Below are 25,375 nucleotides of genomic sequence, written 5' to 3'. Positions count from 1 at the left end.
ACCGCGGTTCAGCGCGTCGCCTCCACCAGCTTCAGCAGCGTATTCCAGTTTCGGCCCGTCGACAGCGGCAGCTCGGCTTTGGCAAACAGTCCCGGCAGCTTGGAGCGGCCGATCCCATCCGGATAGTCGACGTACAGTTCGCGCCCGATCGCCAGCAGCCGCTCCGGGCCGTCATACACCGTGGTCAGGTCCTGCAACCTACCGCCATCTACAGGTTCATGGTGGAAGAATATTTGGACATGATTTGGGCGCGTGGCGACCGCCTCCGGGAAGGGCGCTGCAGCAACGATCGCGCTTAGCTCATCATGGCTGCGGACAAACCACGCAGTCTCGAGATTAAGCTCCCTTTGGGCCGCCTGTTCCAGACGCTTCTCGACGAGCGCTGCATCCTCATTTGACGAAAACACCGCATTGCCGGATGCCAGGATGGTGCGGACATCCCCCAGCCCCTGCCTTTCGAGCAGCGCGCGCAGATCAGCCATCGCCAGCGGCTTGCCCGCGTTGATCGCGCGCGCAAGCACCGCCAGACGCATCAGCCCTCCTCGCGCAGCGGTCGTGCGAGCAAATCCTCGATCACCGCTCGCGCCGACACGCCTTGAAGCAGGCGGCAGACCGCCGTTGTGATCGGCATATCGATGCCGGCTTCATCCGCCGCTTCGGCCAGAACGGGCGCGGTGAACGCTCCTTCGGCCACGGTGCGGCGATCCGCAAGCAAGTCGGCAGCGCTCGCGCCGCCTCCAAGACCCAGGCCAAGCGAAAAGTTGCGGCTGCTGGTGGATGAGCAGGTCAGCACCAGATCGCCCAGTCCGGAAAGCCCCGCCAGAGTCTCTGCCCGTGCGCCGCGCGCCAGTCCGAAGCGCGTCATTTCGGCAAAACCGCGGGCGATCAGCGCAGCACGGGCATTCTGGCCCAAACCTGCCCCCTCCACCACGCCACACGCGATGGCGAGTACGTTCTTCACCGCCCCGCCTATCTCCGCGCCGGTCACGTCGGCGGAGGCGTAGGGGCGAAAACTCGGGCTGGCGAGCCGGGCGGCAAGCTTCGCCTGAAGCGCTTCATCGGCGCAGGCGAGGGTCACGGCCGTCGGCAGGCCTGCCGCTACCTCATGCGCGAACGTGGGGCCGGAAAGGACCGCGATCGGCGCGGCAGGATGCACCGCCTGTGCGATTTCGCCCACCAGCCGACGCGACCCCGCCTCGATCCCCTTCGCGCACAGCACCAGCGGCGTGTCGCCGACCGGTGTCGCCTCCAGCACGGCGCCGACATGCTGCGCCGGCGCGACCACCAGCAGCGCGTCATTGCCGGCGAGATCGGCCAGAAGGCCAGTCGCCCGAATCCGCGTCGAGAGCGGTACGCCCGGCAGGAAGGTCGTGTTTTCGTGCCGGGCGTTGATGCTTTCCACGACCTCAGGTTCGCGTGCCCAGAGCAGCACCTCGCCGCCACGCGCCGCCACTTGCGCCAGGGCCGTGCCCCAGGCGCCACCGCCGATCACGCCGATCCTCACGCCTTCACTCCCGCCCCGCGTACCGCTGCTGCGGTGGGGTCGAGTGGCCAGCGCGCACGCGCCGGGATATCCAACGGATCGGTCAGCCCGGCGGCAAAACGCTCGGCGCCCGCCCAAGCGATCATGGCGGCGTTATCGGTGCAGAGCCAAAGCGGCGGCGCGACAAAGCGCATATCGCTCTCGCTTGCCAGCCGGGACAAAGCGTCGCGCACCGCGGCGTTCGCCGCGACACCACCGGCCACCACCAATGCGGTTGCGCCGCTCGCCTGCGCCATCGCCCGGCGCGTCCGATCAAGCAGGCAATCCACCACCGCCGCCTGGAAGGACGCGGCGATGTCCTCAGGCGAATAGTCATGGATCACGCGTGCAACGGCCGCTTTCAGCCCCGCAAAGGAGAAATGCGGCTCCGGCGAGCGCAGCAACGGCCGGGGCAGCGGCACGGCGGCGGGACTTCCCTTCAGGGCGGCACGTTCCACGGCCGGCCCGCCCGGAAAGCCCAGCCCCAGCAGCTTCGCCGTCTTGTCGAATGCCTCTCCCGCAGCATCATCAATGGTCGTCGCAAGGCGCCGGTAGCGGCCCACCCCCTCGACCAGCAGCAACTGACAATGCCCGCCGGATACCAGCAGCAGCAGATATGGAAACTCCAGATCCGGGTCGGCCAGCCTTGGGCTCAAGGCATGGCCCTCCAGATGGTTGACGGCGACCAGCGGCTTGCCGGCCGCGTGGGCGAGCGCCTTTCCGGTCACCAGTCCCACCATCACGCCGCCGATCAGCCCAGGCCCGGCCGTCGCCGCCACCGCGTCCACGTCCGCCAGCGTGACGCCAGCGTCGGCCAGCGCCGCCTGCACCAGCGGTTCGAGCGCCTCAACATGCGCCCGCGCGGCGATTTCCGGCACGACTCCGCCGAACGGTCGATGGTCGCTTTCCTGTCCCGCAAGCCGATGGGACAGCACTCGCCGATCACCAGTGACGATCGCTGCCGCCGTTTCGTCGCAGGAGGATTCCAGGCCAAGAATGAGCATCTGTCCCCCTTATCCGCTCGCCGGATGCTTGTCGAAGGGCAGTCCAGGGCTGATAAAGCCGTCCCCGAACGGAGTGGTACGAAGTTTCAATGGCAAACACCTTCAGGCTCGGCACGCGCGGCTCCCCGCTTGCGCTCACGCAGGCGGGCATGGTCCGCGACGCGCTGATGGCCGTGCATGGCTGGGACGATGTCGAGATCGTTGTCGTTCGGACGACGGGGGACCGGATACAGGATCGTGCCCTAGCGGAAATCGGCGGCAAAGCTTTGTGGACGAAGGAGCTGGACCGGGCACTTCTGGCCGGCGAGGTGGATGCCTGCGTTCATTCCATGAAGGATGTGGAGACGATCCGGCCTGCGGAGATCGTCGTGGCGGCCATGCTGCCGCGCGCGGACGTTCGCGACCGGCTGATTGGCGCGGAATCGATCGAAGCGCTCCCGCAGGGCGCCGTGGTGGGGACAAGCTCGCCACGTCGGCGGGCCCAGCTCCTGCGCCGCCGGCCTGACCTGCAGATTGTCCTGCTGCGCGGAAATGTGGATTCCCGACTGGGCAAGCTGGCAGCGGGCGAGGTGGATGCGACCTTGCTCGCTGCGGCGGGCCTTGAGCGTCTGGAGCGCCCCGGTACCGGCACGCCGCTTCCGCTCGACACAACGCTGCCAGCGCCATCCCAGGGTGCGGTGGGGGTGGAAACGCTTTCCACGGGGCCTGCGCGCGATCTCGTAAGCGCGATCGATTGTTCGGACACCCACCGCTGCGTGCTGACTGAACGCGCGCTGCTGGCAGCCCTAGGCGCCACGTGCCACTCGCCGGTGGCAGCCCTTGCATCCTGGCAGGATGGTCAGATGACCTTGGCGGCCGAGCTGCTGGATGAGGATGGGACTGCTCATATCTCTGGGAGCATGAGCGGCGATGGCGGCGAAGCGCTGGGCCAGGCGCTCGCGGCGGATCTGCTGGAGCGGGCGCCCGGGTCGATCCGGCGGCTGTTTGCGGGGTGACCCGGCCGGCGCTGGTTCTGCGGCCGGAACCTGGCAATGCCGCGACCGCCAGACGTTTGGAAGCGGCGGGGCTGACCGTCGCGCGGCTGCCGCTCTTCGGCATCGTTGCAATCGAATGGACCCCGCCGGACGATCCCTATGACGCATTGCTGCTGACCAGCGCCAACGCCGCGCGTCTCGCCGGGCCCGGTCTGGCTGTGCTGCGGCATCTGCCCGTGATTGCCGTTGGAGCTGGCACGGCCGCCGCCGCCGAGGACGCGGGCCTCAGGATCGCCGCGGTGGGCCAGGGTGACGGTGCGCAGGCCCTCTCGCTGGCACATCGGAATGGTTGGCATCGCATCCTTCGCCTTGCGGCGCGCGACAGAATATCCCTGCCGGGTGTGGAGGACATCCCCGTTTATGCCAGCGAGCCGCGCATTCCCGCCCCTGGCACGATGCGTCTGGCAAAAAGCGCCGTCACCCTGCTTCACTCGCCCCGCGCGGCCACCCTGTTTCGTCGCCTTCTGGAACGGGATCACACCTCCCTCGCCTCGGTGCGGATCGCCGCCATCAGCGATGCCGTCGCGCAAGCGGCAGGCAAGGGCTGGGATCGCAGCCTGATTGCCGCGGAGCCGAACGATGCGGCGCTCGTGCAGGCTGCATGCACGCTCGCGATTGACCACTAACCATCCACTGGGGATAAGGCCTCATGGACGAAGCTGTGCCGCTCGATCCCGCTCCGCGCCGGTCGCGAGTTGGCCTTATCACCTTGCTCGTGGTGCTCGCGCTCCTCGTGGGCCTGGGGCTGATGTGGCTGTCCGTGCGTGACCGCCAGGGTTGGTGGCAGCAGAGCTCGGCGCCGGGTGCGTCATCAACGACAACCGTTGGCGGCCAAGCGGTGCCAGCGCCGGCCGGCGCCCCGGTTCTCGGCCCTTTTGATCCGGTGACTCTCGCTACGCGCGAAAGCGCGCTTGCCGCGCAGCTTGCGGCGCTTGAGGCTCGTGCCGCGGGCATGCAGCTGGACGTGACGGCCTCGGCCGACCGCGCCGGCCGTGCCGAAGCGATACTTATCGCTTTCGCTGCGCGGCGGTCGATCGAACGTGGCAAGCCACTCGGCTATCTGGAGGAGCAGCTGCGTAGAAGGTTCGGCGGCACCCACCAGCAGGCCGTGGAGACGATCGTTCAGGTAGGCCGTGATCCTGTCACGCTGGAGGGGCTTCGTGAAGCACTGGAGGCGAACTCCTCCATGTTGCTGAATCCGGGAACTGAGCATTGGTTTGACGGCCTGATCGATGAGTTGCGGCACCTGGTGGTTCTGCGCGACGCCAACATGCCTTCGGCAATCCCATCCGAGCGGCTGACGCGGGCTCGGCGGCTGGTGGACATCGGCAGGGTGGATGCCGCGCTGGAGGAGGTGGAGCGGCTTCCCGGTGGTCCGCAAGCCGTGCGTTGGACCAGCGCCGCCCGCCGCTATGTCGCCGCCGATCGCGCCCTCGAGATTCTAGAGACGGCAGCCATCGTCGGCACCGTCTCTGGCGCGGCGCAGGCGGCTCAGCCGGCCGAAACCATGCCGTCGCCGCCCGCTCCCGTGCCGCCAGCACCCGAAAACTCCCAAGGCTGACGACGAAGCCGGCGCATTCCCTCCGGTACTGGGCGCCGTGCACAATGCAGCGTTGCCTCAGCAAAGTTTCCCTGCAAGCATTGCCGCTTACATAAGCGGGAGAGAAGAATGCAGGGTCACTGGCGGATCATAGCAGCAGGATTGGCTGGTTCAGCCCTGGTACCGACGACGGTCAGCGCGCAGCAGCGACCGGACGAGAAAGCATTCTTCGAACTCTACAAGGAACTGGTCGAAACCAACACGGTGGTCGATCAGGGAAGCTGCACCCGCGCCGCTCGGCAGATTGCAGACCGGATGAAGGCGGCGGGTTATGCGGACAGCGACCTGGTCCTCTTTTCCACGCCGGATCACCCAGAGGACGGCGGACTAGTCGCCACGCTCCCCGGGTCCGATCCGACGCTCGGCGCCATGCTGCTGCTCGGCCATCTGGACGTTGTCGCTGCCAAGCGCGAGGATTGGCAGCGCGATCCGTTCAAGCTCGTCGAAGAAGGCGGCTTCTACTATGCGCGCGGCTCAGTCGACGACAAGGCCATGTCGTCGATCTGGGCCGATGCGATGATCCGCTTCAGGCAGCAGAGCTTCCGGCCGAAGCGAACAATCAGGTTGGCGCTCACCTGTGGGGAGGAGACCACTTACGCGTTCAACGGCGCGGACTGGCTCACGAAGAACCGACCGGACTTGGTTCGCGCCGATTTCGTCCTCAACGAAGGTGGTGGCGGGCGGCTGGACGCGCGCGGAAAGCGACAGGCACTTGCCATCCAGGTCGGGGAGAAGGCCGCGCAGAACTTCACGTTCGTTGCCACCAACCCGGGCGGGCACAGTTCCGCTCCGACACCGGAGAACGCGATCTACGATCTGGCGGACGCGATCAAGCGAGTGCAAGGGTATGAGTTCCCGATCAAGTTTTCGGATACGACCCGCGCCTTTTTCGCCGCCAGCGCCAAGGCGCTTCCGTCACCCACGTCAGCCGCCATCCAGCGCCTGCTGGCCGATCCGACCGACCAGAGTGCCGACGCGATCGTCAGCCGGGACAAGGTGCTGCATTCCACCCTTCGCACGACCTGCGTCGCCACGCTCGTCAACGCGGGTCATGCCGAAAATGCCCTGCCGCAGCGGGCGACGGCGAATGTGAATTGCCGCATCTTCCCGGGCGAAAGCGTCGAGGGCACCTTGGCGAAGCTGAAGGAACTTGCCGGACCAAAGGTGACGGTCACCGCCAACCAGCCTGTCCGCCCGGTTGCAGTGCCGCCTCCGCTCGACCCCAAGATCATGGGCCCGGTGCAGTCACTCGCCGCCAAGCACTTCCCGGGCGTTCCGGTCGTGCCGATGATGTCTACTGGGGCGACGGATGGCGTCTTCTTCGGCAGGCTGAACATGCCCGTTTACGGCGTGCCCGGCCTCTTCCTGGAGCCCGACCTGAACGGGACGCACGGGCTGAACGAGCGCATTCGTGTCACGTCCCTTTATGAAGGACGCGACTATCTCTTCGACCTCGCAAAGACACTGGCGCAATAGCGCCGCAAGCGCCATGCCCGCGGGTCTCTCGCCGGGGAGTTCGCGGGCAAGCCTTCCTTCCGGCGGAAGGACGATCGCTCTGCACCAATGATCAACTTGCCGTTATTGAGGGCGCCTTGCCGGCATTCCTCACACGGGCCCCTTACCGGCCGATCCAGTCCGCCACTTCGCTGGCCACTTGATTGGCAGCCTGGTTGAGTGCGGCGCCCACCGGCGCCGGCTCGACCGCGGACACCGGTACCCGCGCCTCGAAGCGACGCTTCTCCAGTGCACCGCCCTCGTCGCGCACCAAGGCGGCGTCGTACGTAACGACAGCGGCCGAAGTGGCGGCATCGACCCCGAACATCCGCAACTCACCCGCAAGCCGCGCACCGGGATCAGCCAGCGACTGCGCGCCGGATAGGACAACCCGGCCGGTTCGGGCCGTCACGGTGTCCGACAGCAGACGCGCAAACTGCCGCGCCGGGGGCTCGACCCATTGCGCATCCTTTACATAAGCGATGTCGGTCGCGCTGGCCTGCACGGGGATGCGATTGTTCGCCAGCGCTTGCGGCACTGCGGGCACCTGGATCGAAACCGTGCGCGCGCCGGCGGAGGATTGCGCCTGGCCTACCGGCACCTGCTCCGTCGCCGTCAGGCTGAGCAGTGACTCCGGCGGCTTGGCACCGAAGCTGACACAGCCGGCAAGCGGCAGAAGGGCAAGACTGATCAGGAGCTTCTTCATATCCGTCCTCACTTGCCCTTATAGTCCGGCAGCTTCTGCTGCCCGATCAACGATCCGGCCCCTTGCCGGTCTACCTTCTCCGCCACCGACGCCAGCGCCGCCGACATCTGCCGCAGATCAAGAACCAGCTGGTTGATCTCCGGCACGGTGCGCTTGGAGAATGTTTGCAACCCCGGCCGCGCATCCTGGATCGCGCCATTCAGCGTTTCCGCGCTCTGCTTCGCCGAGCGAATCGTGTCGTTCAGGTTGACGATCGTTGGCCGAATATCCTCCGCCAGCACGCCATTGGTGGTTGCCGCCAGTTCGCCGATCTGCTGCGCGGCATTGCCAGCCTGCTGAATGGCGATACGGGTCTGCGCCAGCGTGGCGGCGATCTCGGGTCCGCGATCGGCCAGCGCATCGGTCAGGCGATTGGTATTCTCCAGAATGCCGGCGATCGATGCCTGGTTCTTGTCGGTCAGCAGCCCGGTCAGGCGCTCCGTCAACGTGGACAGCCGCTCCAGCAGCTGGGGTGCGGAATTCAGGATCGCGCCAAGACCACCGGTACGCGTCGGAATGACAGGCACGCCATAGGGACATTGCTGGCCATTGTCGTTTTCCGGACAGACGATCGGCGGTGCGCCCTTGCGAGCGCCATCCAGGCTGACCGTGCTGGTCCCCGTGAAACTGCCCTGGATGGTCGCCGCCGTGCCCTGCAGGATCGGCGTTTCCTGGCTCACCTCGATGCGCACGCGCACGAACTGCGGATCGTTGCGCCACAGCTGGATCGACTTCACCTGACCCGAAGGAACCCCGGAATAGGTGACCTGCGAGCCACGCGCGAGCCCATCCACGGATTGCTTGAAGAAGATATCATATTCGTTCTGGGTGGCGCCGCCCAGCCGCGCGATCCAGACGGTGAACAGCGCCAGCACTGCCAGCAGGATCAGCACGACGGCGCCGACCAGCACATGGTTGGAACGGGTTTCCATCACTTAGCCCCTGACTTTGCTGTTGCTTCTGCCGCAGCGTCTCGTGTTGCCACCGCGGCTCGTCCCCGGGGTCCACGGAAATATTCTTGAATCCATGGGTGATCCAGCGCGAGCAGCTCGTCGATCGTTCCCACGGCGATGACGCGCTTGTCCGCCAGCACGGCAACCCGATCACAGATGGCGTAAAGCGTATCGAGATCATGCGTGATGAGGAAGACCGTCAGCCCCAGCGTCTTCTGGAGCGACTTGGTCAGATCATCGAAGGCCGCGGCGCCAATCGGGTCCAGCCCGGCGGTCGGCTCGTCCAGAAAGAGGAGCTCGGGATCGAGTGCCAAGGCCCGCGCCAGACCGGCCCGCTTCTTCATGCCGCCGGAAAGCTCGGCCGGATATTTGGGGCCCGCCTCTGCCGGCAGGCCCGTCATCATCACCTTGAACGAGGCGATTTCGTCCAGCAAAGTCAGCTCGAGGTTCGGGTAAAATTCGCGCAGCGGAACCTGCACATTCTCCGCCACGGTCAGCGTGGAGAAGAGCGCGCCCCCCTGGAACAGCACGCCCCAGCGCTTGCGGATCTCGACCGCTTCCGTCTCTTCGCGCCCGATCGTGGGCTCGCCGAACACTGTGACGTCGCCGGCCACGGGGCTTTGAAGCCCGATGATCGAGCGCATCAGCACCGATTTGCCCGTGCCGGAACCGCCAACCACACCAAGGATTTCGCCGCGCCGTACGTCGAGGTCCAGCTTTTCATGGACGACCTGGTCGCCGAACGCGTTCTTGAGACCACGGACTTCGATGATGTTCTCGGAACTGCTCATCAAATCCAGCCGATCCGTTCAAAGAACACCGCGAAGAAAGCGTCGAGCACGATGACAAGGAAGATTGCCTGAACGACCGCGGCGGTGGTCCGGGTGCCGACCTGCTCGGCATCGCCCTCCACCTGCATGCCCTGAAAGCACCCTGCGATCGCGATGATCGCGCCAAAGACCGGCGCCTTGATCAGCCCGACGTAAAGATCGGTAATCGGCACCACTTCGCGCAGCCGCGCGACATAGGTGACCGGTGGGATCTCGAGCTGCAGCCAGCACAGCAGCCCACCCCCGATGATGGCGATGAGCGAGGAATAAAAACCAAGCAGCGGCATCAGCATGACGGCGGCAAGGGTACGCGGCAGCACCAATGCCTCCATCGGCGATACGCCGATGGTTCGCATGGCATCCACTTCCTCCGTCAGCTTCATCGTTCCGAGCTGCGCGGCGAACGCAGAGCCGGATCGCCCCGCCACCATGATCGCCGTCATCAGCACGCCAAGCTCACGCAGGGTGATGCGGCCGATCAGGTTGATCGTGAACACCTCCGCGCCGAACTGTCGAAGCTGCACGGCGCCCTGCTGTGCGATAACGATGCCAATCAGAAAGCTCATCAGCCCGACAATGCCGAGCGCCGATACGCCCACCACCTCGAACCGCTGAACGGTCGCATTGAAGCGAAAGCGTCGTGGGTGGCGAATGACATTCACGAAGGCGAGGACGGTCGCGCCCAAGAAGCCGAGCAGGCCCAGCAACGTGCGGCCGGACATGACCACCGCTTCGCCCACTTCACCAAGCACGCGGTTGAACGGGCTGACATAGTTCGGCCGGGTTGAAACCGGCTGATCGGCGCTTCCCACCTGCTCGAGCAGATGCTGAAGCTCGGGCTTCAGCCCGGTGACCGGCACGCCCTTTCTTTTGGCGAAGCGGTGCACCACCCACGCACCGATCGTATCCATGCGCCCGATGCCGGAGAGATCAACCTCCGAGATCGAACCCGAATGGGAATCGAGACGCGTGGGCAGATCACCCAAGCGGGAGAGCAGCAGGTCGCCGGTGACGCGCAGCCTGCCCCCGTCCTCGCTGAATTCGGCCAATGCGCCCATCCCCCACCCTTTGCGGAAAACTCCGCAGATCATCAAGATGAACGTACAGTTCGTCCGGTTGTTGCATGTGCGGCATTGTTACAACCCTGAACGGCGCCCTTGAGCTCGCCCGAGGATCGCCCGTCTGCGGTGTCGCGGTTCAGAGCAGGACATCCAAAGCATGGATCACAAGCCCCACCGCCCCGCCCACCAGCGTGCCGTTGATGCGGATGAACTGCAGATCCTTGCCCACGGAATGCTCTAGGCGCTGGGTGATGGTCTGCGCGTCCCAGCCGCGCACCGTCTCGGAAACGAGGCCGACGATCACGTCGCCATAATCCGCAGCCGTGCCGACGGCCACCCGGCGGACATAGCGGTTCAGCGTGTTGCGAAGCCGGACGTCGCTCTCCAGCGTCTGGCCCAACTGGCGCAGCATCTCGCCAATGCCGCCCGACAACAGCCGCTCCGGATCGCGCGCCGCGCGCAGCATGGCGTGGCGCGCCTGCTCCCAAAGGCCGTTGATCCAGCCTTGCATCGCAGGGTTCTCGAGCAGGGCGAGCTTCAGGGCCTCGACCCGCTCCTGCATCTCCGGCTTGTGCTGAAGATCGCGGGCGAGCGTAGCCAGGCCCTCCTCGGCCTTTGTGCGCAGGGGGTGATCCGGCTGCTCGGCCATGTCGACCAGCATCTTGTCCAGCCCGTCGATGATCTTGTTCGCGATGGTCTCATCAAGGCCGGTCCAGCGAAGGATCGTGCCGGCCCGTTCATGCACCATGTTGCGCACGACCTGCTGGTTCGCCTCCAGCACGCGGCCGGCCCAGCGAACGATGCCATCAATGATCGGCTGGTGCCGGTTCTCCGCCATCGCAGCCTCAAGCGCGCGGCCGAGCAGGGGAGACAATTCGATCCGGCGCACCTGCTGGACCATGGCGCCGCGCACCATGCCGCCCAGCCGCTCCTGATCGAGCGCCTGGAGCACCTCGACCGCCAGCCGAGAGGCGCCGCGGGTAACGCGTCGGCTCCCGGCGGACGGGCTCGCCAGCCAGCGCCCGGCGGCGCTTGCCACGTCCATGCGTCGCATCCGGCGCGCCACCACGACGGGGATCAGAAAATAATCGCGCAGGAATGTGGCGAGCTGATCGCCGATCCGGTCCTTGTTGCGCGGAATAATGGCAGTGTGCGGGATTGGCAGCCCGAGCGGATGGCGGAACAGAGCGGTGACGGCAAACCAGTCGGCGAGGCCGCCGACCATCGCCGCTTCGGCGAACGCTCGCACGAAGCCCCACGCCGGGTGAACTTCATCAAGCGCGCGCGCCAGCAGGAATGCCAGTGCCATGGCGACCAGCATCCCGGTCGCGATCACGCGCATCCGCACCAGACCGGCCGGCGCACGTGTCTCCGATGGGCGCCGCAGCGTAACTGGGATCATGCCCGAACAATCCCCCAGACGGGGGTTTGTTCAAGCGTCATTCCGCAGGAACGTCGCCGTCGCGATAGCCGATGCGCCCACGTGGCGGCGACAGCGTGCCGCCGGTCGCCGCATGATCGATCGCCGGCGCTTCGTCGTCGCCGGGCTGGTAGGTCAGCAGCTTGCGGCCAAGCCACGGACCCACGCGCCGCTCGATGCCGATCGACAGGCTGAATGAGGCCGGAACGATGAGGAGCGTCAGCAGGGTGGACACGATCAGCCCGCCGATCACCACGATACCCATCGGCGCACGCCACGCCCCGTCGCCGGTCAGCGCCAGCGCGGTCGGCACCATACCGGCCACCATCGCCACCGTGGTCATCACGATCGGCTGCGCTCGCTTGTGCCCCGCGTCGACCACCGCGTCATAGATCGGCACGCCCGCGTGCATCTCCTCCAGCGCGAAGTCGATCAGCAGGATCGAGTTCTTGGCGACGATACCCAGCAGCATGAGCAGGCCGATGAACACCGGCATCGACAACGGGTGCCCGGTGATGATCAGCGCCAGGACGCCGCCCAGCGGCGCGAGCAGCAACGAACCCATGTTCACCAGCGGCGGCAGCAGGCGGCGGTACAGCAGGACCAGCACCGAGAAGACCAGGAAGACACCCGCGATCACAGCGATCACGAAGTTGATCAGCATCTCCATTTGCCACTTGGCCTGACCAACGCTCATCTTCTGCACACCGAGCGGCAGGTTCTGCATCGACGGGAGCGCATTCACCTGCGTCATCGCGTTGGACAGGATGAGGCCGGGCGACAGATCCGCGCCGATGGTCAGCTGACGCTGTTGATTCAGCCGGTTGATCTTGGTCGGGCCTGAACCGAAGCCGATTTCCGCCACCACCGACAGCGGCACCGAACCGCCGTTCTGCGTCGGCACCGGCAGGTTCCGGATCGTCGCCATCCGCGTGCGCGAGGATTGGTCAAAGGCGACGCGGATGGGGATCTGGCGATCGTTCAGCGAAAAGCGTGCGCTGTTCTGGTCGATGTCGCCCAATGTCGCGATACGGATCGCGTTGGACAGCGCGCTCGTCGTCACTCCCAGGTCGGCCGCCAGATCGAGCCGCGGCTTGATCACGATTTCCGGCCGATTGAGATCGCCTGCGATGCGGGGCGCCAGGAAGCCAGGGATCTTCGCCATGTCACTGACGATCTTGTCCGCCGTCTGGCGCAGCAGGACGGGATCGTCGCTGCCCAGGGTGACCGACACGTCGCGATTGTTGTCGCCCCAGCCGAACTGCGACTGGAAGTTGACGCGCGCGTCCGGAATCCGGGCGAGCTGCGGAGCCAGCGCGCGCTCGAACTCGGTCGACGTCTTGGTGCGCTTGTCGCTGATGTCTCCGCCGAACAGGGCGGCGATCCGATCGTTGAGGCTCGGCTTTTCCTTGAACTGCACCGTCACCCGGCCATTGCCGACAAAGGTGCGCGTATAGGTCGTATCCACTTCGGGCTGACGGCTCAGCAGCTCATAGACCTGGTTCACCACCGTCTGCGTCTGGTTGAGGGTCGCGCCCGGTGCCATGGTGATGGTGACGGTGGAACGTTCCTGATCGACCGACGGCTGGAACTGCATGGGCAGGCTGGAAAAGCCCAGCACAGTCAGGACAAAGGCGAGCCCGCCGATCCCGATCGTCCAGATGCGGTGATCATAGATATAGCCGGTGATCCGCCGAAACCCGCCGCGCGCGCGCACGGCCATCGACTTGCCTGGGTCCAGCGTCCAGCGCAGCACGACCATGTAAAGGTCCATGAGGCGGCCCTCACCGTGCGATTCGGGGCCTGCGGACTTGAGGAAATAGGCCGCGATCATCGGCGTGATCATGCGCGCCACCGCCAGGCTCATCAGCACGGCGACGACGACGGTCAGGCCGAAATTCTTGAAGAACTGCCCCGACACGCCCGGCATCAGGCCGACCGGCAGGAACACTGCAACGATCGCCATGGTGGTCGCCAGCACCGCAAGGCCAATCTCGTCAGCCGCGTCGATCGATGCCTGATAGGCCGATTTGCCCATGCGCATGTGGCGAACGATATTCTCGATCTCCACGATCGCATCGTCGACCAGCACGCCCGCCACAAGGCTGAGCGCGAGTAGCGTCATGCTGTTCAGCGTGAAGCCCATCAGGTCCATGAACCAGAAGGCCGGGATCGCCGACAGCGGGATGGCAAGCGCCGAGATGAAGGTCGCGCGCTTGTCACGCAGGAACAGGAACACGATGAACACGGCGAGCACCGCGCCCTCGATCATCGCGTGGATCGCGCTCTCATATTGCTCCACGGCATATTTGGAGCCGTCGATGCGCAGCTGAAACTTGACTGCCGGATTGCGCTTCTCAAGCTCCGCCAGCTTCTTCTGCGCCTCGCGGAAGACGGTGACTTCCGAATAGCCCTTGGCGCGCTTGAAATCGAAGGTGATGACCGGCTTGCCATCCACCCCTGCCGCCGTCCGCTGCTCGGCATAAAGATCGCGCACCGTCGCAACGGCGCTCAGCTTGATGGTGCGACCATTGCCTGCGATGATCTGGGTCTCGCCCAGCTCATAAGCGTCGCTCGCATTGCCCAGCACGCGCACCGACTGTTCGGCACCGGCCACTTCGGCACGGCCACCCGCCGCATTCAGGTTCACCTGTCGCAGCTGCTGGTTGATCTGCGTCGCCGTCAGGTCGTAGGCTGCAAGCTTCGCCGGATCGAGAATGACGCGGATCTCGCGATCGACCCCGCCGTTCCGCTCAACGCCGCCCATGCCCTCGATCGAGAGCAATTCCTTGGTGACCGTATTGTCGATGTACCAGCTGAGCTGTTCCACCGTCATGTCGGTGGCGATGGCCGAATAGCTGCCGAGATCATCGTCGTTGATCTTCACGCGGCTGATCTGCGGCTCGAGAATGCCCTCGGGCAGGTTCGAGCGGATCTGCGTGACGGCGTCGCGCACTTCGTTGACGGCGCGGTCAACCGGTGTGCCGATGTCGAGCTGCACCATGGTCGTGGAATTGCCTTCGCTGACGAAGGACTGCAGTTCGTCGACGCCTTCCACCGTCCGCACCGCAGCTTCGACGCGCTGCGTCACCTGCGTTTCCAGCTCGCTGGGCGCCGCGCCCGGCTGCGTGATCTCCACCGCAACGGCCGGAAAGTCGATATCCGGCTCGCGGTTGATGTCCATACGGATGAAGCTGACGACGCCGGCGACCGTCAGGATCACGAACAGGACGATGACCGGGACCGGATTGCGGATCGACCATGCCGATATGTTGCGGAAGTTCATGCCGTCACTCTCCCGGCTTGCCCAGAACCGGGGCGATCTTCTGCCCCGGATTCAGGAACGCGCCTGCGGACACCACCACGCGCTCGCTTCCGTCGAGCCCCGATGCGATCGCCACCGAATCGTCGCTCACGCTGCCAAGCCGCACATCGCGACGGCGCACGATGTTGTCCTTGTCCGCGACATAGACGAAATTACCCTTCTCGTCGCTGAGGATCGCGGATTGCGGCAGGCCGGGCATGCTGACCCCGCCGCTGGTGATAACTGCCGAGGCAAAGCCGCCGGGGCGAAGCGCAGGATCATAGCGCAGCGCGATGCGCGCGATGCCCTGCCGGGTCTGCGTATCGATCACCGGAGAGATCTGCCAGATCTGCCCTTCGAACGCGCGATCGCTGCCGACCGGCTTCACCATGGCGCGCGCGCCCACCGGCAGGGCGGCAAGATCGTCCTCCGGCAACTGCGCGCGCATCTCCAGCTCGCCTCCCTTGGCCATGCGGAACAGCGTGCCGGACGCTGAACTGATGATCTGGCCAGGCTCGACCTGCCGGGTAAGCACCAGGCCGGCGGCGGGCGCACGAATATCCAGACGCTGGTTGCGCGCGCGCTGCTCCGCCGCAGACGCTCCCGCGACCTTGAGGCGGGCCGCGGCCGCATCGCGGGTGGCGATCCGTCGCTGAACATCCGCCTGGCTGATGAAGCCGCGGTCGACAAGCTGCTGGGCGCGCTGCAATTCCGCTTGGGCAAGCGTCAGATCCGCTTGGGCAACATTCACTTGGGCAGCCAGGCTCTGAGCGGTTTGCGTCTGTACCGAGCGGTCGACCAGCGCCAGCACCTGACCGGCCTGCACCCACTGCCCCGGCTCTACGAGCACGCGCGTGACCATGCCCCCCTCGCCGGCGACGCCTACGGGCATTTCGCGCCGGGCGGCCAGCGTGCCGTTCGCGTTGATCGTGCGACCGAGCGCCGCCCGGCCAGGAACCACAACGGTGACACGCGGCGCCTGATCGGACGCGGCGCCCGCCTGCTGCGGCGCCTCGCCTCCACGCGTCAGGAAAAAGGCACCGATGGCGAGCAAAGCGATCGCGACCAGGGCGAACACCAGCATTCGGCGGCGCCGACGCGCGCCATCATCCTCCGGCCCCTCGATCAGCACGGTGTCCCCACTCAACCCGCCGACTTGATAATTCATGCGCCCTACATCCCGCTCCGGCGGCTTGCGGCGACCGGCACTACATTGATCTGCAGCTGTGTTATATGAATAAGTCACCGGGCTCAAGCGCCGGTTTTGCCCCAATGCCGCATGACAGATTCGCGGAGTCGCAGCAAGCGGCGAGCCGTTCAGCCTGTGTTGATCAACCGAGCCCCACAGGCGCCAAAGCGTTCCACAATGGAGATTTCGGATCATGCGTTACACGATTGCCACACTGGCGATGGCCGCGCTCACGATGACGGCTGCGCCTGCTGCCGCGCAATCCGCCGCCCCGGTGCCGATCCTCCCAGACGCTGCCGTGCTGGATGTTGTCGCGACGGGCGAAGTGTCCCGCGTTCCGGATATCGCCACCATTCGCGCCGGCGTGGTGACGCAATCCGCCACCGCGGCCGCTGCTTTGGCGGACAATGCCGCAAAGATGGACCGGGTGATCGCCTCGCTGCGCGCGGCTGGCGTTGCGCCGCGCGACATCATGACAGCGAACGTCAACCTCTCGCCGCAGCATCGCTACGTCGAAAATCAGCCGCCTGTGATCACCGGGTATCAGGCGACGAACACGATCTCGGTCAAGTTTCGTGATGTCGCCAAGAGCGGCACGGTGCTTGATGCCCTTGTGAAAGCGGGCGCCAATCAGATCAACGGGCCCGAAATGTCGGTCGACAAGCCCGAAGCTGCGCTTGATGCCGCCCGGATCGAGGCGATCAAGCAGGCACGGGCGCGCGCTGCGCGCTACGCTGAAGCGGCGGGCCTGCGAGTCGATCGTATCGTCGCGATCGGCGAGGCAGGCGAGGATCGTGGCAATGGTCCGCGGCCGCCGGTGCTTTATGCGCGCGCGGAAATGGCGTCGGACGCACCGACCCGTGTTCTGCCGGGCGAGGTGCCGATCAGCGCCACCGTCTCCGTTCGCTTCCTGCTGAAATAGGACGGCGTGGGCCCGCGCCGCGATAGAAATGGCCCAATAGAAAACGGCCGCCCGTCACCGGGCGGCCGCTGTTCCATTTCCTACTCGTTCGATTAACGAACGCGACCGCGACGGAAGAGGTTCACAATCGCAAGCAGGATCACTGCACCAAGCAGCGACACCAGGAACGACGTCAGCGTCAGCGGCGCGCTGTTGATCGAACCGCCTGTAATGATCAGGCCGCCAATGAACGCGCCAATGATGCCCACGACAATATTGAGAAAGATACCTTGCTGAGCATCGGTACGCATGATGATGCTGGCCAGCCAGCCAATCACGCCGCCGACGATCAACCAGAGAATAATACCCATGACTCACTCCCCTGCGTTAACGGCCCGAACGGCCGGGCGCTGGGGAAAAGACTCTTGACACCTCGGATTTGTTCCGGGGCCGTAACCCGTCCCTTCAGAACTTCTGTTGCCGCTCGTACAGGGACTTGTAGTGCTGGATACGTGTAACGCGTAATCCCGGCATGCCGGAACGATCGATCGCACGCTGCCAGCCGGCGAACTCCTCCACCGTCAGGCCATAGCGGTTGCACACCTCGTCCACGGTCAGCAAACCACCGTTCACCGCAGCCACAACTTCGGCCTTGCGGCGGACGACCCAGCGGGTCGTGGTGGGCGGCGGCAGGGTATCGAGCGTCAAAGGCTCGCCGAGCGGTCCGATCACGCGGGCCGGACGAATTTTCTGGTTCTCGATCATGGTTTAACCTCGGTTCGGGGCGGGCGCCCCCTCTCCACTTCACAAAAAACGGTGCGGTGACCGCCTGAAAGCGCATGATACGCGCGCGGCAAACAGGTGTTCACTCATCCTTCCACTGCATCATCACCTTCGCAACAGGGCCATTGAACGCGCCATCGACCGGAGCAAACAGTGGAGAGTCGAGCCGCACACGGGCCGAACGCGCATAGATGGTGGCCGTGGGCGACGCCGCCTGCCGCGCCGTCATCTCCACAAGCAATACTGCCAAATCGCTGGGCAGCTCAACAAGCGGCGCGCGCCGGTCAAAAAGGGCAAAACTCAGATCCACGCCTTGGCTGGTCCATCATGCTTCGTCATCGGAAGCACCCTTTTATGCGCCATGAAGTGAAGGGTCCGTAAAGCCCGCGACGAAAGCGCGCGTTCACGCGTCTCGGAAATCATGCTAATGGCCGCAGCGTGATCGATATCGGTGATTTCCAGATGCCCGGCAGCGCTGCCGGGCGACGCATTGTCGTTGCCATGTCGGGCGGAGTCGACAGCTCGGTTGTTGCCGCGCTTGCCAAGGCGAGCGGCGCCGAGACGATCGGCGTCACGCTGCAGCTGTACGATCATGGCGAGGCGACCGCTCGCCCCGGCGCCTGCTGTGCCGGGCGAGACATTCGTGATGCCCGCGCCGTGTGCGATCAGTTGGGCATCGCGCATTACGTTTTTGACCACGAAAGCAGCTTCCGAACGCAGGTCGTCGACCGCTTCGCGGATGAATATCTGGCTGGCCGGACGCCGATCCCATGTGTCCAGTGCAACATGGGGCCGAAATTCACCGATTTGTTCCGCCTTGCGGCCGATCTTGGCGCCGATTGTCTCGCAACTGGCCATTATGTTCGCCGAATGGCCGGTGAAGACGGCCCGGAACTGCATCGGGCGATCGATCCGGCGCGTGACCAGAGCTATTTCCTGTTCGCCACCACGCGAACGCAACTGGATTTCCTCCGCTTCCCGCTCGGCGGCATGCCGAAGGATCGGGTGCGGGCGGTCGCCGCGGAGATGGGCCTGGGCGTCGCTGCCAAGCCGGACAGCCAGGACATCTGCTTCGTGCCCGATGGCGACTATGCCGGGCTGGTCCGCAAGTTGCGCCCGGCGGCTGTAGACGGCGGTGAAATCGTTGATTTGGCGGGAAGAGTTCTCGGCCACCATGAAGGGATCATCCACTACACCGTGGGGCAGCGCCGTGGGCTCGACATCGGCGGCCAGCCGGAGCCACTGTACGTTATCAGGCTGGAGCCGAAGTCCCGTCGGGTGATCGTCGGCCCGCGCGCCGCGCTTGCGGTCAGTGTCGCTCGGCTCGCCGACCTCAACATCTTAGGCCCGCTGGATGGCCCGCTCACTGCCAAGGTCCGCTCCATGGCGCGGCCGGTCCCCGCACGATTGCACGGCGACCGCCTCATGTTCGAATCGCCGGAATATGGCGTCGCGCCTGGGCAGGCGGCAGTGCTGTACGACGGGGACCGCGTGCTCGGCGGTGGATGGATTGCCGACACGGAAAGCGCGGCACTGGCGGCATAAGGCCGGCGAGCCTTCAGGGAAGCAGGAACATTCCCTCGATCGTCGTCACGCACGAACCGGTCAGCAGCACGCGCTCGCCATCCAGGCGGCAGCCGATCCGCCCCCCTCTCGCGCTTGCCTGGAACGCCGAAAACATGTCGGTGCCAAGGACTTGGGCCCAGAAAGGCACCATGACCGCGTGCGCCGATCCGGTCACCGGGTCCTCCGGGATGTCGAAATATTCGGTGAACACGCGGCTCACCACCTGCGCCGTTTCACCCTGCGCTGCGACTATATGGACGATGGGGCCCAGCGCTCGCACCGCTCGCGCATCAGGCGCCGCCGCCCGGACGGCTGCCTCATCGTCCACGATGACCAGTGCATAGCCCTTGTCGTGCCACAGGGTCTGGCGCGCCTCGACGCCAAGCGCTGCGACAATGTCGTCCAGCGGCCGCGGCTGTGGCGCCCAAGCGGGCAATGTCATCTCATAGCCCGCTGCATGGCGCGCCACTTCCAGAACGCCCGCCTGCCGTGTGGCGAAGCGGACGGCGTGTCGGCTCGGCTCCGATGACAGCACGAAATGGCCGCTCGCCAGCGTCGCATGGCCGCACAGCGCAACTTCTGCCGCAGGCGTGAACCACCGCAGCTCGAAATCGGCAACTCCCTCTGCCGGTACCAGAAAAGCGGTCTCGGATAGGTTGTTTTCGGCAGCAATCGCCTGGAGCGTCGTATCGTCCAGCCACGACGACAAAGGCATCACCGCCGCCGGATTTCCGGTGAACGGTGCATCCGCGAAGGCGTCAATCTGGGCGAAGGGGATTCTCATACGCGCTTTCCGAACCAGTGGGGTGTCACGTCCGCCTCTACCAGCGGATTGTCCGTGTCCACATGTCCTTCAGGATCTAGGTGGATGAGCACCTCGACGCGGGGGAAGACATCCCGCAGGCGCCGCTCCACGCTCTCTACGATGTCATGCGCCGCCGCGACCGTCAGATTGCGATCCACCTCCATGTGGAATTGCGCGAAATCGTGCGTGCCGGCCCGTCTGGTGCGGAAATCATGGATCCCGCGAATGCCCGGCTGGCGCGCCGCGATCTCGATAAAGGCGGCGCGCTGCTCGTCGGGCCATTCCTTGTCCATCAGCATGTCGATCGCCTGACTCGACGCCTTGAACGCGCCCCAGACGAGCCAAAGCGCGATGGCGATGCCGAACACCGGATCTGCCCCGGCCACGCCCATGAACTGATCGAGGATCAACGCGGCGACAACGGCCACGTTCAGCAGCACGTCGGATTGATAATGGACATTATCGGCCAGGATCGCGACGGACCCGGTCTGGCGGATGATGCTGCGTTGATAAGCAAGCAGCGCAAAGGTCGCGACGATCGCGATCAGCGATACTCCGATGCCGAGCGAGGCATCCTCATTCACCCGCGGATGGGAGAAGCGCTCGATCGCGCGCGCCGCGATGCCGATGGCTGAGGCCGTGATCAGCACCACCTGAAACAAGGCGGCGAGCGCCTCGGCCTTGCCGTGGCCGAAGCGATGATCATGATCCGCCGGCTCGGCCGCGACCTTCACGCCATAAAGCGTGACGACGCTGGCGAGCAGGTCGAGCCCGGTGTCCGCCAGGCTGCCCAGCATCGCCACCGACCCGGTGTGCCATGCCGCATAGCCCTTCAGCGCCAACAGAAAGGTGGCCGTCGCGACGCTCGCCAGCGCGGCGCGCATGGCGAACGGAACGAAACGGCGACGTTCTTCCCGCGTCATGGATATAACAGGCCTTCGATCCAGCTTGCGCCGCCATCGTCGTCGGCGCGCGTGAACAATCGACGCTCATGTAACCGATGTGCGCGGTCCTGCCAAAATTCGATCCGGTCGGGCACCACGCGGTAGCCGCCCCAATGCGGGGGTCGCGGCACGTCCCCGCCCTCGAAGCGGAATTGCATCGCCTCGAACCGCGCCTCGAAGATCGAGCGCGCCGCCAGTGGCCGTGACTGTTCAGATGCCCAGGCGCCCAATTGCGAGTCGCGCCCGCGCGAGGCGAAATACGCGTCGCTCTCCGCATCGGACACCCGGCTGACGGTGCCTTCGATGCGCACCTGACGACGCAGCGACTTCCAGTGGAAAAGCAGCGCGGCCTGCGCGTTCGCCGCCAGATCCTCCGCCTTCCGACTTCCGCGGTTGGTATAGAAGACGAATCCGTCGGGCCCGTGCCCCTTTAGCAGCACCATTCGCACGGCCGGCCGTCCACCCGCATTGGCGGTCGCCAGCGCCATGGCATTGGGATCGTTCGGCTCGCTCGCCCGGGCCTCGGAGAACCAGCTGTCGAACAAGGTGAAGGGGTCTGTGGTCATGCCCGGCCCTTAGCACCGTACAAATCGCGGAACGACTCCCCGCGCCGGGATTTGAATCGGCCTCGCAACGACAAAGGCTCGACCATGCCCGCTCGCGCTTACTGGCAGGGACAGATCCGCCTCGCGCTCGTCTCGATCCCGGTGGAGATCTACTCCGCCACCAAATCCGGCGCCGCCGTGAAATTTCGTCAGATTCACGAACCGACCGGCAAGCCGATCCACTACGAAAAGGTGGCGGAGGGGGTCGGTCCGGTCGATCCCGACGACATCATGAAGGGGTTCGAGATCGAGAAGAACGAGTACGTCCTGCTCGATCAGGATGAGATCGACTCGGTCAAGCTGGAGTCCAAGAAGACGCTTGAGCTTACCCAGTTCGTCGATGCGAGCGACATCGACGTCCTTTATTACGAAAAGCCCTATTTCGTCGTGCCCGCCGACGATCTCGCCGAGGAAGCGTTCATCGTTCTTCGGGAGGCGCTGAAACGCACCAAGAAGGTCGGGCTTGGCCAGCTTGCCATGCGCGGGCGCGAATATGTGGTCAGCCTGAAGCCGTGCGGGCGCGGCATGGTCCTGGAAACGCTGCGCTATGCCGACGAGGTCAACCGCGCCCAGAGCTATTTCCGCGACATTCCTGACGAAAAGCCCGACACCGAGCTGCTCGAGCTTGCGGAAGCGCTGATCGAGAAAAAAAGCTCGGCGTTTGATCCGCAGGAATTTCACGATCGCTACGTCGATGCGCTGAAAAACCTAATCGATCGGAAGCGCAAGCAGAAGTCGAACCGCAAGATTATCGAGGAAGACGAGGGCGGCGGCCGATCGGCATCCAACGTCGTCGACCTGATGGCTGCCTTGAAGAAGTCGATGGAAAAGTCGGGCAGTGCTGCCGCTACGGAGAAGCCGGCTGCCAAAAAATCCGCTGCCAAGAAAGCGCCCGCCAAGCCAGCCGCGGCCAAGAAGCCGCCCGCGAGAAAACGTGCCTGAGCGGGGCCACAGCATCGATGCACGCCGGACCGCATGCGCGGGCCGAAGCGCTGATGACCGCCATCATGGCACCGGAGCCGCACGATGAGCACCGATCCCCTCGCGCTGTACAACGCCAAGCGTGATTTCGCGAAGACGGCCGAGCCTGCCGGCAACTTGGCGCCCGGAAATGGCAACAGCTTCATCGTCCAGAAGCATGATGCCACTCGTTTGCACTGGGATTTCCGCCTGGAACTGGATGGCGTGCTGAAGAGCTGGGCCGTGACGCGCGGGCCGAGCCTTGATCCCAATGAAAAACGCTTGGCGGTTCGCACGGAGGATCATCCGCTCAGCTACGGGACCTTCGAAGGCACCATTCCGAAGGGCGAATATGGCGGCGGCACCGTTATGCTGTGGGATCGGGGAACCTGGTCCGTCATCAAGGGAAAGTCGGCCAAGGATCTGGAAAAAGGCCATCTTCACTTCGTGCTCGATGGCGAACGGATGAAGGGCGAATGGCTGCTGATCCGATTGAAGCCGCGCGGCAAGGAAAAGCGGGAGAACTGGCTGCTTCGCAAGATCGACGATGCGCAGGCCGGCGGGACTGACACGTTGGTGGAGACGGGCCTCACCAGTGTTTCCACCGGCCGCACGATGCAGGAGATCGCCGAGGGCAAGCCCGCGCGGGCACCAGCCGCAAAGCGGATCGCCAAGGGGAAGAAAGCCGTCGACACCAGCGCGCCCACGCCGGCGCCCGCTCGAAAGCGGCGTGCCGGCGCCAAGCTGAAGCCTTCGGCCTTCTCGGAGCCCCAGCTCTGCACCCTGGTGGATGCCGTGCCATCCGGTTCCGGATGGATGCACGAAATGAAGTATGACGGCTATCGCGCGCTCATCGCGGTGGGCGGCGGAACGGCCAAAGTATATACCCGCAATGGCCTAGACTGGACCGACAAGTTCGCCGCGATCGCGGCAGCCGCCGCACAGCTTGATGTCGGCAACGCCCTGGTCGACGGGGAGATCGTCGCCTTCAAGGACGGCCGGCCGGACTTTTCCACCCTGAAGAACGCCATCTCGGCGGGCGGAGACATGACCTTCTTCGCCTTCGACCTGCTGGAGCTCGACGGTGAGGACCTCCGCACCCTCCCCAACGTGCAACGCAAGGAGCGGCTGCGCGCGCTTGTTCCCGGTTCCGACCGCCTGCAGTTCAGCGAGCATGTGATCGGTGCGGGTGAAACGCTGCTGGAGCGCATGTGCCAGGAGGGGCTGGAAGGTGTCGTGTCCAAACAGGTGGATGCGCCCTATCGCGCGTCACGCACCAAAGCGTGGCTCAAGATCAAATGCACTCGCCGGCAGGAATTCGTGATCGTCGGCTGGACGACATCGGACAAGGCGCGCGGCTTTCGCTCCCTGCTGCTGGGCGTGCATGAGGATGGCAAGCTGCGCTATGCCGGCAAGGTCGGGACCGGATTTTCGAACCAGCTCATGCTGGAACTTGGCGAGAAGCTTGCCAAGCTGGAGCGCAAGACACCAACGGTGGAAGTGCCCAAGAACCTCGGGCGCGCGGCCGTCCGCAATGCCCGATGGGTGAGCCCGAAGCTGGTGGCGGAGATCGCCTTTACGGAGACGACACCCGACAAGCTCTTGAGGCATCCCAGCTTTCTCGGGCTGCGCGGTGACAAGAGCGCGAAGGATGTGGTGGTCGAGACGCCGCAGCCGGCGCCCGCGCCGGCGATCACCAGCATCAAGATCAGCAACCGCGACCGTCTGATCTTTCCCGAGTCCAGCGTCACCAAGGGCGACCTTGCGGACTATTATGCAGCCGTTTCCGGAATTATGCTGCCGTGGGTCGCGCGGCGGCCGGTCAGCCTGGTCCGCTGCCCGCAGGGACGCGCGCGAAAATGCTTCTTCCAAAAGCATGATGCGGGGTCGTTCGGCGAGCATGTTCACCAGGTGCCGATCAAGGAAAAGGACGGAAGTACAGAAGATTACCTGTGGGTGGATAATGCCGACGGGCTGGTCGCCTGCGTCCAGATGGGGACCATCGAGTTCCACGGCTGGGGATCGAACGTCGACCATCCCGAACGGCCGGACCGGCTGGTGTTCGATCTCGACCCCGACGAGGGACTGGATTTCGACGACACGAAGAAGGCGGCCGAGCATTTGAAGAACCAGCTCGCCGAGCTTGGCCTCACCAGTTTCCCCATGCTTTCAGGGGGTAAGGGCGTGCATGTCGTCGTGCCGCTGACCCCGGAGGCGGAATGGCCGGCGGTGAAAAGCTTCGCCGACCGGTTCGCGCGGGCGCTGGCGCAAGCAGAGCCTGACCGGTTCGTCGCGACCATGAGCAAGGCCAAGCGCAAGGGGCGTATCTTCATCGACTGGCTGCGCAACCAGCGCGGCGCGACCGCGATCATGCCATATTCGGCGCGCGCCCGCGCCGGGGCACCGGTGGCCGCGCCCGTATCTTGGACGGAGCTGCGCCAGATCGAAACGGCCGCAAACTGGAGCGTTTCGGCCACTCAGGAATTGATCGAGCGCGCGGGCAGCCGGGCACTCGCCGGCTGGGGCGTCGCGGATCAGGTTCTGCCCGATCTTTGACCCGGGCCATCACCAAGCGGCCAGCACATGCGCGGGCCAAGCAGTTTCATATTGCGCGTGCAGCGGGCACCGCTAGGGTCCGCGCCGCTTAGGAGCCCG

General features: G+C 65.2%; 24 protein-coding genes. 8 read left to right on the top strand and 16 right to left on the bottom strand.

Annotation, left to right across the window (positions count from 1 at the left end):
* Positions 1-8 precede the first annotated feature (8 nt).
* From BMX36_RS14495 to tsaD, 3 genes are read right to left on the bottom strand one after another with little or no spacing between them, the layout of a single operon-like run.
* The gene (locus BMX36_RS14495; RefSeq protein WP_093066601.1) at positions 9-533 is read right to left on the bottom strand and encodes a DUF1697 domain-containing protein; all 525 of its coding nucleotides are present in this window, start codon (positions 531-533) and stop codon (positions 9-11) included.
* Positions 533-1,504 carry an NAD(P)H-dependent glycerol-3-phosphate dehydrogenase gene (locus BMX36_RS14490; RefSeq protein ID WP_093066599.1) on the bottom strand — a complete coding sequence of 324 codons (972 nt, stop codon included), beginning with the start codon at positions 1,502-1,504 and terminating at the stop codon, positions 533-535. Before BMX36_RS14490 ends, BMX36_RS14495 begins: the two co-directional genes overlap by 1 nt.
* Positions 1,501-2,526 (bottom strand): tRNA (adenosine(37)-N6)-threonylcarbamoyltransferase complex transferase subunit TsaD, encoded by a 1,026-nt coding sequence (tsaD, locus tag BMX36_RS14485; RefSeq protein ID WP_093066597.1) that lies wholly within the window; start codon positions 2,524-2,526, stop codon positions 1,501-1,503. Before tsaD ends, BMX36_RS14490 begins: the two co-directional genes overlap by 4 nt.
* A gap of 89 nt (positions 2,527-2,615) precedes the next feature.
* Between tsaD and hemC the strand changes: the two genes are divergently transcribed.
* The 4 genes from hemC to BMX36_RS14465 all read left to right on the top strand — a co-directional run bounded on the left by hemC (position 2,616) and on the right by BMX36_RS14465 (position 6,636).
* Positions 2,616-3,521, top strand: coding sequence for a hydroxymethylbilane synthase (gene hemC, locus BMX36_RS14480; protein ID WP_093066595.1), 906 nt, complete (start codon positions 2,616-2,618; stop codon positions 3,519-3,521).
* The gene (locus tag BMX36_RS14475) at positions 3,518-4,186 is read left to right on the top strand and encodes a uroporphyrinogen-III synthase (RefSeq protein ID WP_093066593.1); all 669 of its coding nucleotides are present in this window, start codon (positions 3,518-3,520) and stop codon (positions 4,184-4,186) included. Before hemC ends, BMX36_RS14475 begins: the two co-directional genes overlap by 4 nt.
* Positions 4,187-4,209: 23 nt before the next feature.
* Positions 4,210-5,121: a hypothetical protein gene (locus BMX36_RS14470; RefSeq protein WP_093066591.1), complete on the top strand. Its 912-nt coding sequence runs from the start codon at positions 4,210-4,212 to the stop codon at positions 5,119-5,121.
* Between the two features lie 108 nt (positions 5,122-5,229).
* A complete protein-coding gene (locus tag BMX36_RS14465; protein ID WP_093066589.1) occupies positions 5,230-6,636 on the top strand; it encodes a M20/M25/M40 family metallo-hydrolase in 1,407 nt (468 codons plus the stop codon).
* 142 nt (positions 6,637-6,778) lie between these two features.
* On the opposite strand, the gene BMX36_RS14460 is transcribed toward BMX36_RS14465, so the two are convergent.
* The 7 genes from BMX36_RS14460 to BMX36_RS14430 all read right to left on the bottom strand — a co-directional run bounded on the left by BMX36_RS14460 (position 6,779) and on the right by BMX36_RS14430 (position 16,135).
* Positions 6,779-7,360, bottom strand: a complete 582-nt coding sequence (locus BMX36_RS14460) for an ABC-type transport auxiliary lipoprotein family protein (protein ID WP_093066977.1) — start codon at positions 7,358-7,360, stop codon at positions 6,779-6,781.
* Positions 7,361-7,368: 8 nt separating this feature from the next.
* A complete protein-coding gene (locus tag BMX36_RS14455) occupies positions 7,369-8,331 on the bottom strand; it encodes an MlaD family protein (protein WP_066781961.1) in 963 nt (320 codons plus the stop codon).
* The gene (locus tag BMX36_RS14450; protein WP_093066587.1) at positions 8,331-9,143 is read right to left on the bottom strand and encodes an ABC transporter ATP-binding protein; all 813 of its coding nucleotides are present in this window, start codon (positions 9,141-9,143) and stop codon (positions 8,331-8,333) included. The genes BMX36_RS14455 and BMX36_RS14450 overlap by 1 nt, the downstream gene beginning before the upstream one ends.
* On the bottom strand, positions 9,143-10,240 hold the full coding sequence (locus BMX36_RS14445) for an ABC transporter permease (RefSeq protein ID WP_093066585.1): 1,098 nt from the start codon (positions 10,238-10,240) through the stop codon (positions 9,143-9,145). The genes BMX36_RS14450 and BMX36_RS14445 overlap by 1 nt, the downstream gene beginning before the upstream one ends.
* A 139-nt stretch (positions 10,241-10,379) precedes the next feature.
* Positions 10,380-11,645: a DUF445 domain-containing protein gene (locus BMX36_RS14440; RefSeq protein ID WP_256210823.1), complete on the bottom strand. Its 1,266-nt coding sequence runs from the start codon at positions 11,643-11,645 to the stop codon at positions 10,380-10,382.
* 37 nt (positions 11,646-11,682) lie between these two features.
* A complete protein-coding gene (locus BMX36_RS14435) occupies positions 11,683-14,949 on the bottom strand; it encodes an efflux RND transporter permease subunit (RefSeq protein ID WP_093066581.1) in 3,267 nt (1,088 codons plus the stop codon).
* 4 nt (positions 14,950-14,953) lie between these two features.
* The gene (locus tag BMX36_RS14430; RefSeq protein WP_066781942.1) at positions 14,954-16,135 is read right to left on the bottom strand and encodes an efflux RND transporter periplasmic adaptor subunit; all 1,182 of its coding nucleotides are present in this window, start codon (positions 16,133-16,135) and stop codon (positions 14,954-14,956) included.
* Positions 16,136-16,349: 214 nt separating this feature from the next.
* On the opposite strand from BMX36_RS14430, the gene BMX36_RS14425 reads away from it, so the two are divergent.
* A complete protein-coding gene (locus BMX36_RS14425) occupies positions 16,350-17,078 on the top strand; it encodes an SIMPL domain-containing protein (protein ID WP_093066579.1) in 729 nt (242 codons plus the stop codon).
* A gap of 92 nt (positions 17,079-17,170) precedes the next feature.
* Here the strand turns inward: BMX36_RS14425 and BMX36_RS14420 are convergent, their stop codons facing one another.
* From BMX36_RS14420 to BMX36_RS14410, 3 genes are all read right to left on the bottom strand, one after another.
* The gene (locus tag BMX36_RS14420) at positions 17,171-17,428 is read right to left on the bottom strand and encodes a GlsB/YeaQ/YmgE family stress response membrane protein (protein ID WP_066781940.1); all 258 of its coding nucleotides are present in this window, start codon (positions 17,426-17,428) and stop codon (positions 17,171-17,173) included.
* Positions 17,429-17,522: 94 nt separating this feature from the next.
* Positions 17,523-17,822, bottom strand: coding sequence for a CtrA inhibitor SciP (locus BMX36_RS14415; protein ID WP_066781939.1), 300 nt, complete (start codon positions 17,820-17,822; stop codon positions 17,523-17,525).
* 100 nt (positions 17,823-17,922) lie between these two features.
* On the bottom strand, positions 17,923-18,150 hold the full coding sequence (locus BMX36_RS14410) for a hypothetical protein (protein WP_066781938.1): 228 nt from the start codon (positions 18,148-18,150) through the stop codon (positions 17,923-17,925).
* Positions 18,151-18,281: 131 nt separating this feature from the next.
* Here BMX36_RS14410 and mnmA point away from each other — a divergent pair, with 131 nt between their 5' ends.
* Positions 18,282-19,385, top strand: coding sequence for a tRNA 2-thiouridine(34) synthase MnmA (mnmA, locus tag BMX36_RS14405; RefSeq protein ID WP_093066975.1), 1,104 nt, complete (start codon positions 18,282-18,284; stop codon positions 19,383-19,385).
* 13 nt (positions 19,386-19,398) lie between these two features.
* On the opposite strand, the gene BMX36_RS14400 is transcribed toward mnmA, so the two are convergent.
* From BMX36_RS14400 to pdxH, 3 genes are read right to left on the bottom strand one after another with little or no spacing between them, the layout of a single operon-like run.
* Entirely contained in the window at positions 19,399-20,190 is a 792-nt protein-coding gene (locus BMX36_RS14400; RefSeq protein ID WP_093066577.1) for a PhzF family phenazine biosynthesis protein, read from the bottom strand.
* Entirely contained in the window at positions 20,187-21,134 is a 948-nt protein-coding gene (locus BMX36_RS14395) for a cation diffusion facilitator family transporter (protein WP_066781936.1), read from the bottom strand. The genes BMX36_RS14400 and BMX36_RS14395 overlap by 4 nt, the downstream gene beginning before the upstream one ends.
* Positions 21,131-21,721, bottom strand: a complete 591-nt coding sequence (gene pdxH / locus BMX36_RS14390; RefSeq protein ID WP_093066575.1) for a pyridoxamine 5'-phosphate oxidase — start codon at positions 21,719-21,721, stop codon at positions 21,131-21,133. Before pdxH ends, BMX36_RS14395 begins: the two co-directional genes overlap by 4 nt.
* Before the next feature lie 84 nt (positions 21,722-21,805).
* Between pdxH and BMX36_RS14385 the strand changes: the two genes are divergently transcribed.
* Together BMX36_RS14385 and ligD are read left to right on the top strand one after the other, a co-directional pair.
* Positions 21,806-22,702, top strand: coding sequence for a non-homologous end joining protein Ku (locus BMX36_RS14385; protein WP_093066573.1), 897 nt, complete (start codon positions 21,806-21,808; stop codon positions 22,700-22,702).
* An 84-nt stretch (positions 22,703-22,786) separates the two neighbouring features.
* Positions 22,787-25,276 (top strand): DNA ligase D, encoded by a 2,490-nt coding sequence (gene ligD, locus BMX36_RS14380; protein ID WP_093066571.1) that lies wholly within the window; start codon positions 22,787-22,789, stop codon positions 25,274-25,276.
* Positions 25,277-25,375 lie beyond the last annotated feature (99 nt).

The sequence above is a fragment of the Sphingomonas sp. OV641 genome, from assembly GCF_900109205.1.
Lineage (GTDB): Bacteria > Pseudomonadota > Alphaproteobacteria > Sphingomonadales > Sphingomonadaceae > Sphingomonas.
Note: the sequence above shows the minus strand (reverse complement) of the source record. Positions and strands in the feature narration are given on the sequence as shown.